Origin of the sequence: Pseudomonas sp. R3-57 (assembly GCF_051132065.1) — a bacterium.
Lineage (GTDB): Bacteria > Pseudomonadota > Gammaproteobacteria > Pseudomonadales > Pseudomonadaceae > Aquipseudomonas.
In genome coordinates this window covers 217,325-231,432 of the sequence record NZ_CP071655.1, presented here as the reverse complement: position 1 = coordinate 231,432, position 14,108 = coordinate 217,325, and the positions used below count along the sequence as shown (strand labels likewise).

The window sequence follows — 14,108 nt, the reverse complement described above, 5'->3', positions numbered from 1 at the left end:
ACATGCACGCTTTGCAAGCCAAGATCCTCGACCCACGCATCGGCACCGACTTCCCGCTGCCGCAATACGCCACCCCGGGCTCCGCCGGCCTCGACCTGCGCGCCATGCTGGATCAGGACACCGTGATCAAGCCGGGTGAAACCGTGCTGATACCCACCGGCCTGTCGGTCTACATCGGCGACCCGAACCTTGCTGCGCTGATCCTGCCACGCTCGGGTATGGGCCATAAACACGGCATCGTACTGGGCAACCTTGTCGGCCTGATCGACTCCGACTACCAGGGCCCGCTGATGGTGTCCTGCTGGAACCGTGGCCAGAGCGATTTCACCATGGCCGTCGGCGAACGTCTGGCGCAACTGGTGCTGGTGCCGGTGGTGCAGGCGCACTTCGAAATGGTCGAGGAATTCGTCGAAACCGAACGCGGCACCGGCGGTTTCGGGCATACCGGAACGAAGTGATCCAGTCGGGCGATCCGGTGGTGAGCCAGCTCGCTGGCTCACCGCAAACCGAAATTGTCATCTGCAAGGTTTAGCGCGGTAAATCAAGGCATTGGCCGGTCAAAGCCCTGCTGTACTGGGTGTCATGGCCCTTTCATAGCACGAACTCTCTGTGGAAAACGCCGTCATACCCTTCAGTTTGAGCCTGCCGTCGAACGATTCGTCGGCCTGTCCCGCCACTTTCCAGATGGAGCATTTGTGCAGATGAGCACTCCAGCCAAGATCGCCCCGACCCTCCCCGAGAGCATTTTCCGCGCCTATGACATTCGCGGCACCGTGCCGGATTTTCTCAACGGTGAAACCGCTTACTGGATCGGCCGCGCCATCGGCTCACAGAGCCTGGCCCAGGGCGAACCGAACGTGTCGGTCGGTCGTGACGGCCGCCTGTCCGGTCCGGAACTGGTCGCCGAGCTGATTCGCGGCATCGCCGAGAGCGGCTGCCATGTCAGCGACGTCGGCCTGGTGCCGACACCGGCGCTGTATTACGCCGCCAACGTGCTGGCCGGCAAATCCGGGGTGATGCTCACCGGCAGCCACAACCCGTCGAACTACAACGGCTTCAAGATCGTCATCGCCGGCGACACTCTCGCCAACGAGCAGATTCAGGTACTGCACCAGCGCATCAAGAACAACGATCTGAGCAGCGGCCAGGGCAGCGTCACCCAGGTCGAAATCCTCGACCGCTACAACACCGAAATCGTCCAGGACATCAAACTGGCCCGTCGCCTGAAAGTCGTGGTCGACTGTGGCAACGGCGCGGCCGGCGTGATCGCCCCGCAACTGATCGAAGCACTGAACTGCGAAGTCATTCCGTTGTTCTGCGAAGTTGACGGCAACTTCCCTAACCATCACCCGGACCCGGGCAAGCCGGAGAACCTTGTCGACCTGATCGCCAAGGTCAAGGAAACCAACGCCGATATCGGCCTGGCCTTCGACGGCGACGGCGACCGTGTCGGCGTAGTGACCAACATCGGCAGCATCGTTTATCCGGATCGTCTGCTGATGCTGTTCGCCCGCGACGTAGTGGCACGCAACCCGGACGCGGAAATCATCTTCGACGTCAAATGCACCCGTCGCCTGGTGCCGCTGATCAAGGAATACGGTGGTCGGCCGCTAATGTGGAAGACCGGTCACTCGTTGATCAAAAAGAAAATGAAGCAATCCGGCGCACTGCTGGCCGGGGAAATGAGCGGGCACATCTTCTTCAAGGAACGCTGGTTCGGTTTCGATGACGGCATCTACAGCGCTGCACGCCTGCTGGAGATCCTCAGCAAGGAAAAATCCACCGCGGAGGAGCTGTTTGCGACCTTCCCGAACGATATTTCTACGCCGGAAATCAATATCCATGTGACCGAAGAGAGCAAATTCAGCATCATTGATGCACTGCACGATGCTCAGTGGGGTGAAGGCGCTGACCTGACCACCATCGACGGCGTGCGGGTCGATTACGCCAAAGGCTGGGGCCTGGTGCGCGCGTCCAACACCACACCGGTGCTGGTGCTGCGCTTCGAGGCCGATGACGAGGCTGAATTGCAGCGCATCAAGGATGTGTTCCACGCCCAACTGAAACGCGTTGCACCTGATCTCCAACTACCGTTCTGATCCACCCGGAGCCCTGAATGACCCTCGAACGCGAAGCCGCCGCCAACACTGCCAAGGTCCTGTCCGAAGCACTGCCTTACATCCGACGTTATGTCGGCAAGACCCTGGTGATCAAATACGGCGGCAACGCGATGGAAAGCGAGGAGCTGAAAACCGGCTTCGCACGCGACATCGTGCTGATGAAGGCCGTGGGCATCAACCCGGTGGTGGTACACGGTGGCGGCCCGCAGATCGGTGACCTGCTCAAGCGCCTGTCGATCGAGAGCCATTTTGTCGACGGCATGCGCGTGACCGACGCGGCGACCATGGACGTGGTGGAAATGGTCTTGGGCGGTCAGGTCAACAAGAGCATCGTCAACCTGATCAACCGCCACGGCGGCAGCGCCATCGGCCTGACCGGTAAAGACGCCGGGCTGATTCGCGCGAAGAAGCTCACCGTGTCCCGCCAGACCCCGGAGATGACCCAGCCGGAAATCATCGACATCGGTCATGTCGGCGAAGTGGTCGGGATCAACACCGAGTTGCTGAACCTGCTGGTCAAAGGCAACTTCATTCCGGTGATCGCGCCGATCGGCGTAGGTGAGAACGGCGAGTCGTACAACATCAACGCTGACCTGGTGGCCGGCAAGGTTGCCGAAGCGCTGAAAGCCGAGAAGCTGATGCTGTTGACCAACATCGCCGGCCTGATGGACAAATCCGGCACGGTGTTGACGGGCCTGAGCACGCAGCAGGTCGACGATCTGATCGCTGACGGCACGATTTACGGCGGCATGCTGCCGAAGATCCGCTGTGCGCTGGAAGCGGTTCAGGGCGGCGTGGGAAGTTCGTTGATCATCGACGGGCGTGTACCGAACGCGATTCTGCTGGAAATCTTCACCGACACCGGTGTGGGTACGCTGATCAGCAATCGCAAGCGTCCGTAAGCGATCGCGCAAACAAAAAGCCCCCGCTCAGTCTGACTGAGCGGGGGCTTTTTTTGCTGCAAAACCCAAGCGGAAGACCCCATGTGGGAGCGAGCCTGCTCGCGAATGCCGACTTCCATTCAACATTGATGTCGACTGGCAGGACGCTTTCGCGAGCAGGCTCGCTCCCACAAAAGCCGGCGCTTAAACGCCGAACCGGGCGCGGTAAGCTTCTACCGCCGGCAAGTGCTGCTTGAGCTGCGGGTCGTCAGCGAGGAATTCCAGCACCTGATTCAGCGAAACAATGCTGATCACCGGAATACCGAAGTCGCGCTCAACTTCCTGGATCGCCGACAGTTCGCCGTTGCCGCGCTCCTGGCGGTTCAGGGCGATCAGCACGCCGGCGGCCTTGGCGCCCTCCTGCGAGGCGATGATCTGCATCACTTCGCGGATTGCGGTGCCGGCGGTGATCACGTCGTCGATGATCAGCACGTCACCGGTCAGCGGCGCGCCGACCAGGCTGCCGCCTTCGCCGTGCGCCTTGGCTTCCTTGCGGTTGAAGCACCATGGCAGGTCGCGGTCATGATGTTCGGCCAGCGCAACGGCAGTGGTCGCGGCCAACGGAATGCCTTTGTAGGCCGGGCCGAACAGAACATCGAAAGGAATGCCGCTTTCGGCGATGGCGGCGGCGTAGAAACGCCCCAGCTGCGCCAGGGCCGAGCCCGAGTTGAACAGGCCGGCGTTGAAGAAGTAGGGACTGGTGCGCCCGGACTTCAGGGTGAACTCACCGAAGCGCAAAACGCCGCGATCGATGGCAAAACGAATGAAATCGCGCTGATACGCTTGCATGAAAAAAACCCCAAATACCACGGATTTAGCTAATTAGCTTGACGCCGTGTATCATACACGCACGCGATTTTTGGGGCCATTTATGCGGATCATCAGTGTGAACGTCAATGGTATTCAGGCGGCAGTCGAGCGCGGTTTGCTCAGTTGGCTGCAAGCACAGAATGCCGACGTCATCTGCCTGCAGGACACCCGTGCCTCCGCCTTTGAACTGGACGACCCAGCCTTCCAACTGGATGGCTACTTCCTTTATGCCTGCGATGCTGAAGTCCCTGCCCAAGGCGGCGTGGCTTTGTATTCGCGGTTGCAACCGAAGGCTGTCATCAGCGGTCTCGGTTTCGAGACGGCCGACCGCTACGGGCGCTACCTGCAAGCAGATTTCGACAAAGTCAGTATTGCCACCTTGCTGCTTCCTTCGGGGATGAACGGCGATGAAGACTTGAACCAGAAGTTCAAGCTCATGGACGACTTCGGCAAGTACCTGGACAAACAGCGGCGCAAACGTCGCGAGTACATTTATTGTGGCTCGCTGTACGTGGCGCAGCAGAAGCTCGACATCAAGAACTGGCGCGACAGCCAGCAATCTCCAGGCTTCCTGGCGCCGGAACGGGCCTGGATGGACGAGATTGTCGGCAACATGGGCTACGTCGATGCGTTGCGCGAAGTCAGCCGCGAAGGCGATCAGTACAGCTGGTGGCCAGATAACGAACAGGCCGAGATGCTCAATCTGGGCTGGCGCTTCGATTATCAGATCCTGACACCAGGCCTGCGGCGCTTCGTGCGCAGCGCACGCCTGCCGCGTCAGCCACGGTTCTCGCAGCACGCGCCGCTGATCGTCGACTACGACTGGACGCTGACCATCTAAACGTCCGATCGCCGTCAGAAAATGCCCGCATCGTCAGATGCGGGCATTTTTTCGTCTCGAACAAAGACGCAGCCTAGACAGCGGCGAACAACGGCAAGGCCAGGTAAAGCTTGATCACGATGACGTTGATGATGTCGATAAAGAACGCTCCGACCATCGGCACCACCAGAAAGGCAATCTGCGAAGGCCCATAGCGCTGCGTCACCGCCTGCATATTGGCGATCGCGGTAGGCGTGGCGCCCAGGCCGAAACCGCAGTGCCCCGCTGCCAGCACGGCAGCATCGTAGTTGCTGCCCATAACCCGGAACGTCACGAAGATTGCGAACAGCGCCATGACCAGCGCCTGTACAGCCAGAATGATAAAGATCGGCAGGGCCAGCGCCGCCAGATCCCACAACTTCAGCGACATCAGCGCGATCGCCAGAAACAGCGACAGACTGACGTTGCCGAGCACCGAGACCTCACGCTCGAACACCTGATACAAGCCCAGCGCCGACAGGCCATTGCGCAACACCACGCCCACGAACAGCACGCAGACAAACGTCGGCAGTTCGAAGGCAGTGCCCTGCAGCAAGCCATTTAACAGATTGCCAGCCAGCAGGCTGACGGCAATCAACGCCAGCGTTTCGACGAAGGAAAATGGCGTAATCGAGCGCTCCTTATTCGGCTGCTCGAAGCCTTTTGGTAACCGCGGGGCTTGCTCCTGATTGCAGCCCGGCACTTGCACACGCTTGATCAGCAAGCGCGCAACCGGGCCGCCGATCAGTCCGCCGAGGACCAGACCGAACGTCGCCGAGGCCAACGCCAGTTCCGAGGCGGAGGCCAGCCCATACTTTTCGCTGAATACCGTTCCCCAGGCGGCACCCGTACCATGCCCGCCCGCCAGGGTGATCGAACCGGTCAGCAGGCCCATCAGCGGGTCCAGCCCAAGCATCGTTGCCAACCCGATACCCATGGCGTTCTGCACCACCAGCAAGCCGATAACTGCCAGCAGGAATATGCCGACAACGCGACCACCCTTTTTCAGGCTGGCGAGGTCCGCACTCAAGCCAATCGTCGCGAAGAAAGCCAACATCAACGGCGTTTGCAAGGAAGTATCAAAGCGCACTTCAATATCAAAGGTGCGCAATATCAATAACAGCACGGCGACCACCAGGCCACCCGCTACCGGTTCGGGAATGTTGTAACTTCGCAGAAAGCCGACACGCGAAACAAGTCCGCGACCGAGCAATAAGACTAAAGAGGCGGCCACGAGCGTGCCGTAGAAATCGAGCTGAATCATGTGGATTTATTCTTGGCTATGTATTCAGGAGGCGAGCGTTTACCTGGGCTCGACTCATGAACCGGCTGATTTGATCAACACTGATTACTGGGAAATTCAAGAGCCTTCGATGGCTTGAACATATCGAGATGTTTCAAGGGAAACACGACGCCGGGTAACTTTAACAATCAGCACCAAACCATAACAAGAACTGGAGCAGGTACTGTGCGAACGAGTTGTGACGAAAGATGTAGTTGCGAAACATCTACTAATATAGAAGCACCACTCGTCAATTAAAGACTATTCCCACACAACACAGAAACTTATTACGTTGCACAAATAAAAACGCCCGGATAACTCGGGCGTTTGATTTGATTTTTCGGTTCGCTTATTTGATCAGCCGCCAAGTGAAGGGATACCGATAAGGGAAGCCTTCATTGGCCTTGACGCCGGCAATGATGGTCAACACCAGCGCAGCGATGGCCAACAGGCCAAACAGGAAAAACCCGATGATCAGCACCATCAGCAAAAAACAGATCGCCGAAGCGATTGCCACAGTGATCTGGAAATTCAGCGCCTCTTTGCCCTGGGCATCGATGAACGGGTCCATCTCGCGCTTCATCTGCCACAGGATCAGCGGCCCGATCAGCGTGCCGAACGGAATCCAGATGCCCAGCAAGGCGGACAAGTGACAAAACATCGCCCATTGGCGAACCTCATGGCTCGGTTTGGGCAGCAGCTCTTGCTCGTCACTCATCGCGTCCTCCTTGCGGTTATCAACCTGCTCAGTCGGCCAGTGCAGCCTTTTGCAGTTCGAAGATTTCATTCATGCCTTTCTTCGCCAGTTCCAGCATGGCGTTCAAGTCTTCAGGCTGGAACGGCGCGCCTTCAGCGGTGCCCTGCACCTCAATGAAACCACCGGTGCTGGTCATCACCACGTTAAGGTCGGTTTCGGCAGCGGAATCTTCAAGATAGTCCAGATCCAGCACCGCCTCGCCCTGATACATGCCGACCGATACCGCGCCGATCATCTGCTTGAGCGGGTCGCCGCCTTTCAGGCCGCCGCGCTTCTTGATCACTTTCAGTGCATCGACCAGCGCAACCATGGCGCCGGTGATGGACGCTGTGCGGGTGCCGCCGTCCGCCTGGATCACGTCGCAGTCAACGTACAGGGTCACGTCGCCCAGCTTGGACATGTCCAGCGCCGCGCGCAGGGAGCGGCCGATCAGGCGCTGGATTTCCAGAGTGCGACCGCCCTGCTTGCCGCGGCTCGCTTCACGCTGGTTACGCTCGCCGGTGGCGCGCGGCAGCATGCCGTACTCGGCGGTCAGCCAGCCCTGGCCCTGGCCTTTGAGAAAACGGGGTACGCCGTTTTCGACGCTGACAGTGCAGATGACTTTGGTATCACCGAATTCGACCAGCACGGATCCCTCGGCGTGTTTGGTGTAGTTGCGGGTAATGCGGATCGAGCGGAGCTGATCGGCAGCGCGACCACTTGGACGTTTCATAGGGAATACCTGTGCTGAGGACGGAAAACTACCGAGCATTATAGAGCGGCGCACCGCGACTGGGCACTGGTTAAAAAGCCGGGCCGACCGGCGAGGGCTCTGAAGCGCCTGTTACCGACGGGCTGCAGCGCTTTGTCACAGGGTGTGTTTGGGCGCGCTCGCCGCACTGCGCTACAATCCTGCGCCTTTGCTGCCAGTCGGCTTACATTCATTGATATCGCGCCTGCGGAACCCCTGCTGCGCCGATCTGCATTGCGAGGTCACCGCCATGGTGCACAGCATGACCGCCTTCGCCCGCGTCGAGAAAGCCGGCGCCCAGGGCACCCTGAGCTGGGAATTGCGCTCGGTCAACAGCCGCTATCTGGAACCGCACCTGCGCCTGCCGGAGTCGTTTCGCGACCTCGAAGGCGCCGTGCGCGAAGCGTTGCGCCAAGGCCTGTCGCGAGGCAAACTGGAGTGCACGCTGCGCTTCACCGAGGAGAGCACCGGCAAGCCGCTGCAAGTCGACCGCGAGCGCGCCGCGCAACTGGTCGCCGCTGCGGAAACCGTTGCCGGCCTGATCAAGAATCCCGCTGCGCTGAATCCCTTGGAAGTGCTGGCCTGGCCGGGCGTGCTGGTGGCTGATGCGGCGGATCCACAAGCGCTGAACGCCGATGCGCTGGCGTTGTTCAACCAGGGCTTGAAGGATCTGAAGGCTGGCCGCGAGCGCGAAGGCGCGGAGCTGGCCCGCTTGATCAACGATCGCCTGACGTCTATTGAAGAAGACGTCGTGACCCTCCGCGAGCTGGTCCCGCAAATGCTCGCCACCCAGCGCCAGAAGGTCCTCGACCGCTTCGCTGACATGAAGGCCGAGCTGGATCCGCAGCGTCTGGAGCAGGAAATGGTCCTGCTCGCGCAAAAAAGCGACGTCGCCGAAGAACTGGATCGCTTGAGCACCCACATCCTCGAAGTACGCCGGGTGCTCAAGTCCGGCGGTGCGGCCGGGCGGCGCCTCGACTTCCTGATGCAGGAACTCAACCGCGAAGCCAACACACTGGGCTCCAAAGCCTTCGACCCGCGCAGCACCCAGGCCGCCGTCAACCTCAAAGTGTTGATCGAGCAGATGCGCGAACAAGTGCAGAATATTGAGTAAGGCTACCCCGACATGACCCAACACACCGGCACCCTGTATATCATTTCCGCGCCATCGGGCGCGGGCAAGAGCAGCCTGGTCAAGGCGTTGACCGACGCTGACCCGGAAATCCGCGTTTCCGTCTCCCACACCACCCGCGCCATGCGTCCGGGCGAAGTGGACGGCGTGAATTACCACTTCGTGACCCGCGAAGAGTTCGTGAAAATGGGTGAACACGGCGACTTCCTCGAACGCGCCGAAGTGTTCGGCAACTTCTACGGCACTTCGCAAAGCCGTCTGCAGCAGACGCTCGACGAAGGTCATGACCTGATTCTGGAAATCGACTGGCAAGGCGCCGAGCAAGTGCGCAAGCTGATGCCGCAGGCACGCTCGATCTTCATCCTGCCGCCCTCGCTGCAAGCCCTGCACCAGCGCCTGACCAACCGTGGTCAGGACAGTGACGAGATCATCGATGGGCGGATGCGCGAAGCGGTCAGCGAGATGAGCCACTACGTCGATTACGATTACCTGATCATCAACGACGATTTCGCCCACGCGCTGGACGATTTGAAGGCGATTTTCCGCGCCAATCAGTTGCAACAGAAGCGCCAACAGGTGCGTTTCGGCAAATTGCTGGCCGAACTGCTCGGTTAAAACAGCACTTCCCAAAATGCCTGCAAGCGCTTTACATTGGTTCTTGCAGCGCGTTGAAGGGCTTGGTCAAAAAATCAGCGCTTCCCTAATCGCTGGTGATTTTTTAAACTGCTGAGTCCGCTTGCCCATTCGGGCAGCGCGCATATTGCATTCGCTCCGAGGAATACCATGGCCCGCGTAACCGTTGAAGACTGCCTAGAACACGTGGAAAACCGCTTTGAGCTGGTCATGCTCTCTACCAAGCGTGCCCGTCAACTGGCCACCGGCGGCAAAGAGCCACTGGTTCAGTGGGAAAACGACAAGCCGACTGTTGTCGCGCTGCGTGAAATTGCTGAAGGCGTGATGAGCTACGAGTACATCGCCGAGCAGGAAATCGTCCAGGATGAGCCGCTGTTCGCAGCGTTCGAGGACGAGTCCAACGAGGCCGTCTAAGCCTATGCCTGGTCGACGTAGCACGGCGCGGGATCACAGCTTGCGGCAGGATTTATCATGCCGAGCATAGACGCCCTCGCCGATCGCTTATCGACCTACCTCGGCAACGACCAGGTCAACCTGGTCCGCCGAGCGTATTTCTACGCCGAACAAGCCCATGACGGTCAACGCCGTCGCAGCGGCGAGGCGTACGTCACGCATCCTCTTGCGGTGGCGAATATTCTTGCCGACATGCACATGGACCATCAGAGCCTGATGGCGGCGATGCTGCATGACGTGATCGAAGACACCGGTATCGCCAAAGAGGCGCTGCAGGCGCAGTTTGGTGAAACCGTGGCAGAACTGGTCGACGGGGTCAGCAAACTGACCCAGATGAACTTCGAGACCAAGGCCGAAGCCCAGGCGGAAAACTTCCAGAAAATGGCCATGGCCATGGCGCGCGACATTCGCGTGATCCTGGTCAAGCTTGCCGACCGCCTGCACAACATGCGCACGCTGGAAGTGCTGTCCGGGGAAAAGCGCCGGCGCATCGCCAAGGAAACCCTCGAAATCTACGCGCCCATTGCCAACCGCCTGGGCATGCACGCGATCCGTATCGAATTCGAAGACCTCGGCTTCAAGGCCATGCACCCGATGCGTTCCGCGCGGATCTACCAGGCGGTCAAGCGCGCCCGGGGCAACCGCAAGGAAATCGTCAACAAGATCGAAGAATCCCTTGGCCATTGCCTCGCCATTGATGGCATCCAGGGTGAAGTCAGCGGTCGCCAGAAACACCTCTACGGCATCTACAAGAAGATGCGCGGCAAGCGTCGGGCCTTCAACGAGATCATGGACGTCTACGCGTTTCGGATCATCGTCGACAAGGTCGATACCTGCTACCGCGTGCTCGGTGCTGTGCATAATTTGTACAAACCGTTGCCGGGGCGCTTCAAGGATTACATCGCGATTCCCAAGGCCAACGGCTATCAGTCGCTGCATACGACGCTGTTCGGCATGCACGGCGTACCGATCGAAATCCAGATCCGCACCCGCGAAATGGAAGAGATGGCCAACAACGGCATCGCCGCCCACTGGCTGTACAAATCCAGCGGTGATGAACAGCCGAAAGGCACTCACGCCCGTGCCCGTCAGTGGGTCAAAGGCGTGCTGGAAATGCAGCAGCGCGCCGGCAACTCGCTGGAATTCATCGAAAGCGTAAAAATCGACCTGTTCCCGGACGAGGTCTACGTGTTTACGCCCAAGGGCCGGATCATGGAGCTGCCGAAAGGCTCCACCGCGGTCGACTTCGCCTACGCGGTGCACACCGATGTCGGCAACAGTTGCATCGCCTGCCGGATCAACCGTCGCCTCGCACCGCTGTCCGAACCGCTGCAAAGCGGCTCCACGGTCGAGATCGTCAGCGCACCCGGCGCCCGGCCGAACCCGGCATGGCTCAACTTTGTGGTCACCGGCAAGGCGCGTACGCACATCCGTCACGCGCTGAAACTGCAGCGCCGCTCCGAATCGATCAGCCTCGGCGAACGCCTGCTGAACAAGGTCCTCAACGGTTTCGACAGCTCGTTGGAGAAGATTCCGGCCGAACGCGTCAAGGCGATGCTCACCGAGTACCGCCTCGAACTGATCGAAGACCTGCTCGAAGACATCGGCCTGGGCAACCGCATGGCCTACGTGGTCGCCCGTCGCCTGCTCGGCGAAGGCGAGCAACTGCCAAGCCCGGAAGGCCCGCTGGCGATTCGCGGCACCGAAGGTCTGGTACTCAGCTACGCCAAATGCTGCACGCCGATCCCGGGCGACCCGATCGTCGGGCACCTGTCGGCGGGCAAAGGCATGGTCGTGCACCTGGACAACTGCCGCAACATCAGCGAAATCCGGCACAACCCGGAAAAATGCATCCAGCTCTCGTGGGCCAAGGATGTCACCGGCGAATTCAACGTCGAACTGCGTGTCGAGCTGGAGCACCAGCGCGGCCTGATCGCTCTGCTGGCCAGCAGCGTCAACGCGGCCGACGGCAATATCGAAAAAATCAGCATGGACGAACGCGATGGTCGCATCAGCGTCGTGCAACTGGTGGTCAGCGTCCACGACCGTGTGCACCTGGCCCGCGTGATCAAGAAGCTGCGCGCCTTGACCGGAGTGATCCGCATCACCCGCATGCGTGCATAACCTGCCTATTAAAAGGAGTCATACATGACCAAAACCGTCATCACCAGCGACAAGGCCCCGGCCGCCATCGGTACTTACTCCCAAGCCATCAAGGCAGGCAACACCGTTTACATGTCGGGCCAGATCCCGCTGGACCCGAAAACCATGGAACTGGTCGAAGGCTTCGAAGCCCAGACCGTCCAGGTCTTCGAGAACCTCAAAGCCGTGGCCGAAGCCGCCGGCGGTTCGTTCAAGGACATCGTCAAACTGAACATCTTCCTCACCGACCTTAGCCACTTCGCCAAGGTCAACGAGATCATGGGCAAGTATTTCGACCAGCCGTACCCGGCTCGCGCCGCAATCGGCGTGGCGGCCCTGCCAAAGGGTTCGCAGGTTGAAATGGATGCCATTCTGGTCATCGAGTGATGCGCACGGCGCGGCCTGACCGCCGCGCCGATAGCTGTGCAAGAAAAGGTTTTGAAAGGATTCCACCATGCGCAAAGCGCTAGCTCTCTCGCTGCTCGCCATGTTCCTCGGCGGCTGCGCCAGCGACCCTGCCGACCGTGACATCAGCGGCACCTGGATCAATCAGGTGGCGATCGATGCCGCCGCCAAGGGCGGTCCCCTGCGCGAAGCGCTTCAGGCCTATGGCCCGAATCTGGAATGGGACGTCAACACCAAGGCCGGTCAGGCCCGCTACACCAACGGTTTCGAGAACGTCGAAGGACGGCTGCTCGGCGAACAGTCCGGCGCCTGGAAAGTCGACTTTTATGGCAGCTCCGCCAGCGAGCTGAAACGCGACGGCGACCATCTGCAGCAAGCTGCAAGCGATAACGAACCGGAACAGCTGTTCGACCGCGCGCAGATTCCGGTGCCGGAAGGCGCACCGATTGGTGCCAGCTTCGAACGCGCACTGTATTCGGCGTACATGGGTGGCAACTGGAAAATTGCCAGCGGTGAGGGCGAAGGCGCCACCGTGCAGTTTCAGGCGGACGGCCAGGTTACCGGCCTGCCGGGCGCTGACCGCTATGCCTTGTGCCTGGCGGGTGATTGCGCGTCGATGAGCAATGGCAACGACAGCATGTGGCTGCAGCTCAACGGCCAGGGCAATAACTGGATTTTTGTGCGCAAGGGCGACGAGCTGGAAATCCTGCAGGCGGTGAACGCCGCGCTGGCGGATGAACAGCCACAGTTTGCCGCAGGTGAGCGCAAGTGGTTGCTGGAGAAGCAGTAATCCCGATTCCTGAAACACCGCAAATCCCATGTGGGAGCTAGCCTGCTAGCGATAGCGGTCTGACAGTCAGTATTGATTTTGACTGTCATGGCCTCATCGCTAGCAGGCTAGCTCCCACAGTTGTTTTGTGATGCCTGGAAGTCAGCAGCGACCTTCAAGGATTGCCGCGTAGCCTTCGCGGTAGGTCGGATAAGTCGGCACCCACCCCAACGCCTTCACCCGCGCATTGCTGCAGCGCTTGCTGCCGGTACGCCGCACGCTGGCGTCTTCGGCCCACTCGGTCACGTTGAGGTATTCGCGCAACCAGCCCACCACTTCCGCCAGCGGCGCTGGCGCATCGTCGACCCCGATATACAGCTGATCAAGCTTCACGCCCTGCCGATCCTTTTCCAGCAGAAACGCCAGCAGGCCGGCCGCGTCATCGGCATGGATGCGGTTGCCATACAGCGGCGGCTCGACCGCCACGCGATAACCACGACGCACCTGGGTCAACAGCCATTCGCGGCCCGGCCCGTAGATGCCGGTCAGGCGCAGAACGCTGGCTGGAATCCCGCTACCGAGCGCGACCTGCTCGGCTTCGAGCATCAACCGCCCGGAATAACCAGAAGCAGCAGTCTCGGACGACTCGTCGACCCACTCCCCGCCCTGCTGCCCGTACACGCTGCTGCTGGAAACGAAAACCAGGCGCTCCGGCGTTTGCCCGTAGTCATTCAGCCAACCGAGCACGTTCTGCAGACCCTGCACGTAAGCCTTGCGATATCCCTCTTCGTCATGGTCAGTCGCCGCGGCGCAATAAACCACGTAATCGATGGCACCGATCGGCCAATTCGCCGGGCACTCTTCGTTGAACAGGTCGCCAGCAACGCCAATTACGCCGTCGGGCAGGCGCGCAACATTGCGCCGCAGACCATAAACGTCCCAGCCGGCAGCCAACAGTTGCGTGGCCAGACGACTGCCGACATCACCACAACCGGCAATCAAAACAGAAGGCGCGGACATCAGAAAACTCCCATCACAAAGGCACAGACTAGCGTCGGCGGAGGACGAACGGCTA

The 14,108-nt window shown here is 60.1% G+C and carries 14 protein-coding genes and 1 pseudogene; 10 read left to right on the top strand and 5 right to left on the bottom strand.

All coding sequences use genetic code 11. The features are described from left to right. Positions 1–2: 2 nt before the first annotated feature. The 3 genes and pseudogenes from dut (at position 3) to argB (ending at position 3,022) form a co-directional block, all read left to right on the top strand. Positions 3–458: a dUTP diphosphatase gene (gene dut / locus J3P93_RS01010; RefSeq protein ID WP_203420001.1), complete on the top strand. Its 456-nt coding sequence runs from the start codon at positions 3–5 to the stop codon at positions 456–458. A gap of 264 nt (positions 459–722) precedes the next feature. Continuing rightward, a pseudogene (locus J3P93_RS01005) lies at positions 723–2,099 on the top strand (phosphomannomutase/phosphoglucomutase); the annotation flags it as partial. 17 nt (positions 2,100–2,116) lie between these two features. Next, positions 2,117–3,022, top strand: coding sequence for an acetylglutamate kinase (gene argB / locus J3P93_RS01000; protein ID WP_016772548.1), 906 nt, complete (start codon positions 2,117–2,119; stop codon positions 3,020–3,022). A 183-nt stretch (positions 3,023–3,205) separates the two neighbouring features. Here the strand turns inward: argB and pyrE are convergent, their stop codons facing one another. Further along, positions 3,206–3,850 (bottom strand): orotate phosphoribosyltransferase, encoded by a 645-nt coding sequence (gene pyrE / locus J3P93_RS00995; protein WP_258451168.1) that lies wholly within the window; start codon positions 3,848–3,850, stop codon positions 3,206–3,208. 82 nt (positions 3,851–3,932) lie between these two features. Here pyrE and J3P93_RS00990 point away from each other — a divergent pair, with 82 nt between their 5' ends. After that, positions 3,933–4,712, top strand: a complete 780-nt coding sequence (locus J3P93_RS00990; protein ID WP_007920349.1) for an exodeoxyribonuclease III — start codon at positions 3,933–3,935, stop codon at positions 4,710–4,712. A 73-nt stretch (positions 4,713–4,785) separates the two neighbouring features. On the opposite strand, the gene gltS is transcribed toward J3P93_RS00990, so the two are convergent. From gltS to rph, 3 genes are all read right to left on the bottom strand, one after another. Continuing rightward, positions 4,786–5,994, bottom strand: a complete 1,209-nt coding sequence (gene gltS, locus J3P93_RS00985; protein WP_434594353.1) for a sodium/glutamate symporter — start codon at positions 5,992–5,994, stop codon at positions 4,786–4,788. Between the two features lie 367 nt (positions 5,995–6,361). Then, on the bottom strand, positions 6,362–6,730 hold the full coding sequence (locus J3P93_RS00980; protein WP_203420003.1) for a DUF4870 domain-containing protein: 369 nt from the start codon (positions 6,728–6,730) through the stop codon (positions 6,362–6,364). Positions 6,731–6,758: 28 nt separating this feature from the next. Beyond that, positions 6,759–7,481 carry a ribonuclease PH gene (gene rph, locus J3P93_RS00975; protein WP_090287527.1) on the bottom strand — a complete coding sequence of 241 codons (723 nt, stop codon included), beginning with the start codon at positions 7,479–7,481 and terminating at the stop codon, positions 6,759–6,761. 268 nt (positions 7,482–7,749) lie between these two features. On the opposite strand from rph, the gene J3P93_RS00970 reads away from it, so the two are divergent. The 6 genes from J3P93_RS00970 to J3P93_RS00945 all read left to right on the top strand — a co-directional run bounded on the left by J3P93_RS00970 (position 7,750) and on the right by J3P93_RS00945 (position 13,054). Continuing rightward, positions 7,750–8,613 carry a YicC/YloC family endoribonuclease gene (locus tag J3P93_RS00970; protein WP_434594350.1) on the top strand — a complete coding sequence of 288 codons (864 nt, stop codon included), beginning with the start codon at positions 7,750–7,752 and terminating at the stop codon, positions 8,611–8,613. 12 nt (positions 8,614–8,625) lie between these two features. Further along, complete coding sequence (gene gmk, locus J3P93_RS00965; protein ID WP_039757364.1) at positions 8,626–9,246, top strand: guanylate kinase; 621 nt, start codon at positions 8,626–8,628, stop codon at positions 9,244–9,246. A gap of 168 nt (positions 9,247–9,414) precedes the next feature. Next, positions 9,415–9,678: a DNA-directed RNA polymerase subunit omega gene (gene rpoZ / locus J3P93_RS00960; RefSeq protein WP_039757363.1), complete on the top strand. Its 264-nt coding sequence runs from the start codon at positions 9,415–9,417 to the stop codon at positions 9,676–9,678. Positions 9,679–9,735: 57 nt separating this feature from the next. Beyond that, positions 9,736–11,841: a bifunctional GTP diphosphokinase/guanosine-3',5'-bis pyrophosphate 3'-pyrophosphohydrolase gene (gene spoT / locus J3P93_RS00955; protein WP_007920338.1), complete on the top strand. Its 2,106-nt coding sequence runs from the start codon at positions 9,736–9,738 to the stop codon at positions 11,839–11,841. A gap of 24 nt (positions 11,842–11,865) precedes the next feature. Continuing rightward, complete coding sequence (locus tag J3P93_RS00950; protein WP_003229509.1) at positions 11,866–12,246, top strand: RidA family protein; 381 nt, start codon at positions 11,866–11,868, stop codon at positions 12,244–12,246. Positions 12,247–12,313: 67 nt separating this feature from the next. After that, a complete protein-coding gene (locus J3P93_RS00945; protein WP_434594344.1) occupies positions 12,314–13,054 on the top strand; it encodes a hypothetical protein in 741 nt (246 codons plus the stop codon). A 141-nt stretch (positions 13,055–13,195) separates the two neighbouring features. Here the strand turns inward: J3P93_RS00945 and J3P93_RS00940 are convergent, their stop codons facing one another. Then, on the bottom strand, positions 13,196–14,053 hold the full coding sequence (locus tag J3P93_RS00940; protein WP_434594342.1) for an SDR family oxidoreductase: 858 nt from the start codon (positions 14,051–14,053) through the stop codon (positions 13,196–13,198). Positions 14,054–14,108: the final 55 nt, after the last annotated feature.

Excerpts from the sequence above, each read along its gene's own strand:
- gltS (WP_434594353.1), bottom strand. The coding sequence starts at position 5,994 with ATGATTCAGCTCGATTTCTACGGCACGCTCGTGGCCGCCTCTTTAGTC.
- gmk (WP_039757364.1), top strand. The coding sequence starts at position 8,626 with ATGACCCAACACACCGGCACCCTGTATATCATTTCCGCGCCATCGGGC.
- pyrE (WP_258451168.1), bottom strand. The coding sequence starts at position 3,850 with ATGCAAGCGTATCAGCGCGATTTCATTCGTTTTGCCATCGATCGCGGC.
- J3P93_RS00990 (WP_007920349.1), top strand. The coding sequence starts at position 3,933 with ATGCGGATCATCAGTGTGAACGTCAATGGTATTCAGGCGGCAGTCGAG.
- argB (WP_016772548.1), top strand. The coding sequence starts at position 2,117 with ATGACCCTCGAACGCGAAGCCGCCGCCAACACTGCCAAGGTCCTGTCC.
- dut (WP_203420001.1), top strand. The coding sequence starts at position 3 with ATGCACGCTTTGCAAGCCAAGATCCTCGACCCACGCATCGGCACCGAC.
- J3P93_RS00945 (WP_434594344.1), top strand. The coding sequence starts at position 12,314 with ATGCGCAAAGCGCTAGCTCTCTCGCTGCTCGCCATGTTCCTCGGCGGC.
- J3P93_RS00950 (WP_003229509.1), top strand. The coding sequence starts at position 11,866 with ATGACCAAAACCGTCATCACCAGCGACAAGGCCCCGGCCGCCATCGGT.
- rph (WP_090287527.1), bottom strand. The coding sequence starts at position 7,481 with ATGAAACGTCCAAGTGGTCGCGCTGCCGATCAGCTCCGCTCGATCCGC.
- J3P93_RS00980 (WP_203420003.1), bottom strand. The coding sequence starts at position 6,730 with ATGAGTGACGAGCAAGAGCTGCTGCCCAAACCGAGCCATGAGGTTCGC.
- rpoZ (WP_039757363.1), top strand. The coding sequence starts at position 9,415 with ATGGCCCGCGTAACCGTTGAAGACTGCCTAGAACACGTGGAAAACCGC.
- J3P93_RS00970 (WP_434594350.1), top strand. The coding sequence starts at position 7,750 with ATGGTGCACAGCATGACCGCCTTCGCCCGCGTCGAGAAAGCCGGCGCC.
- J3P93_RS00940 (WP_434594342.1), bottom strand. The coding sequence starts at position 14,053 with ATGTCCGCGCCTTCTGTTTTGATTGCCGGTTGTGGTGATGTCGGCAGT.
- spoT (WP_007920338.1), top strand. The coding sequence starts at position 9,736 with ATGCCGAGCATAGACGCCCTCGCCGATCGCTTATCGACCTACCTCGGC.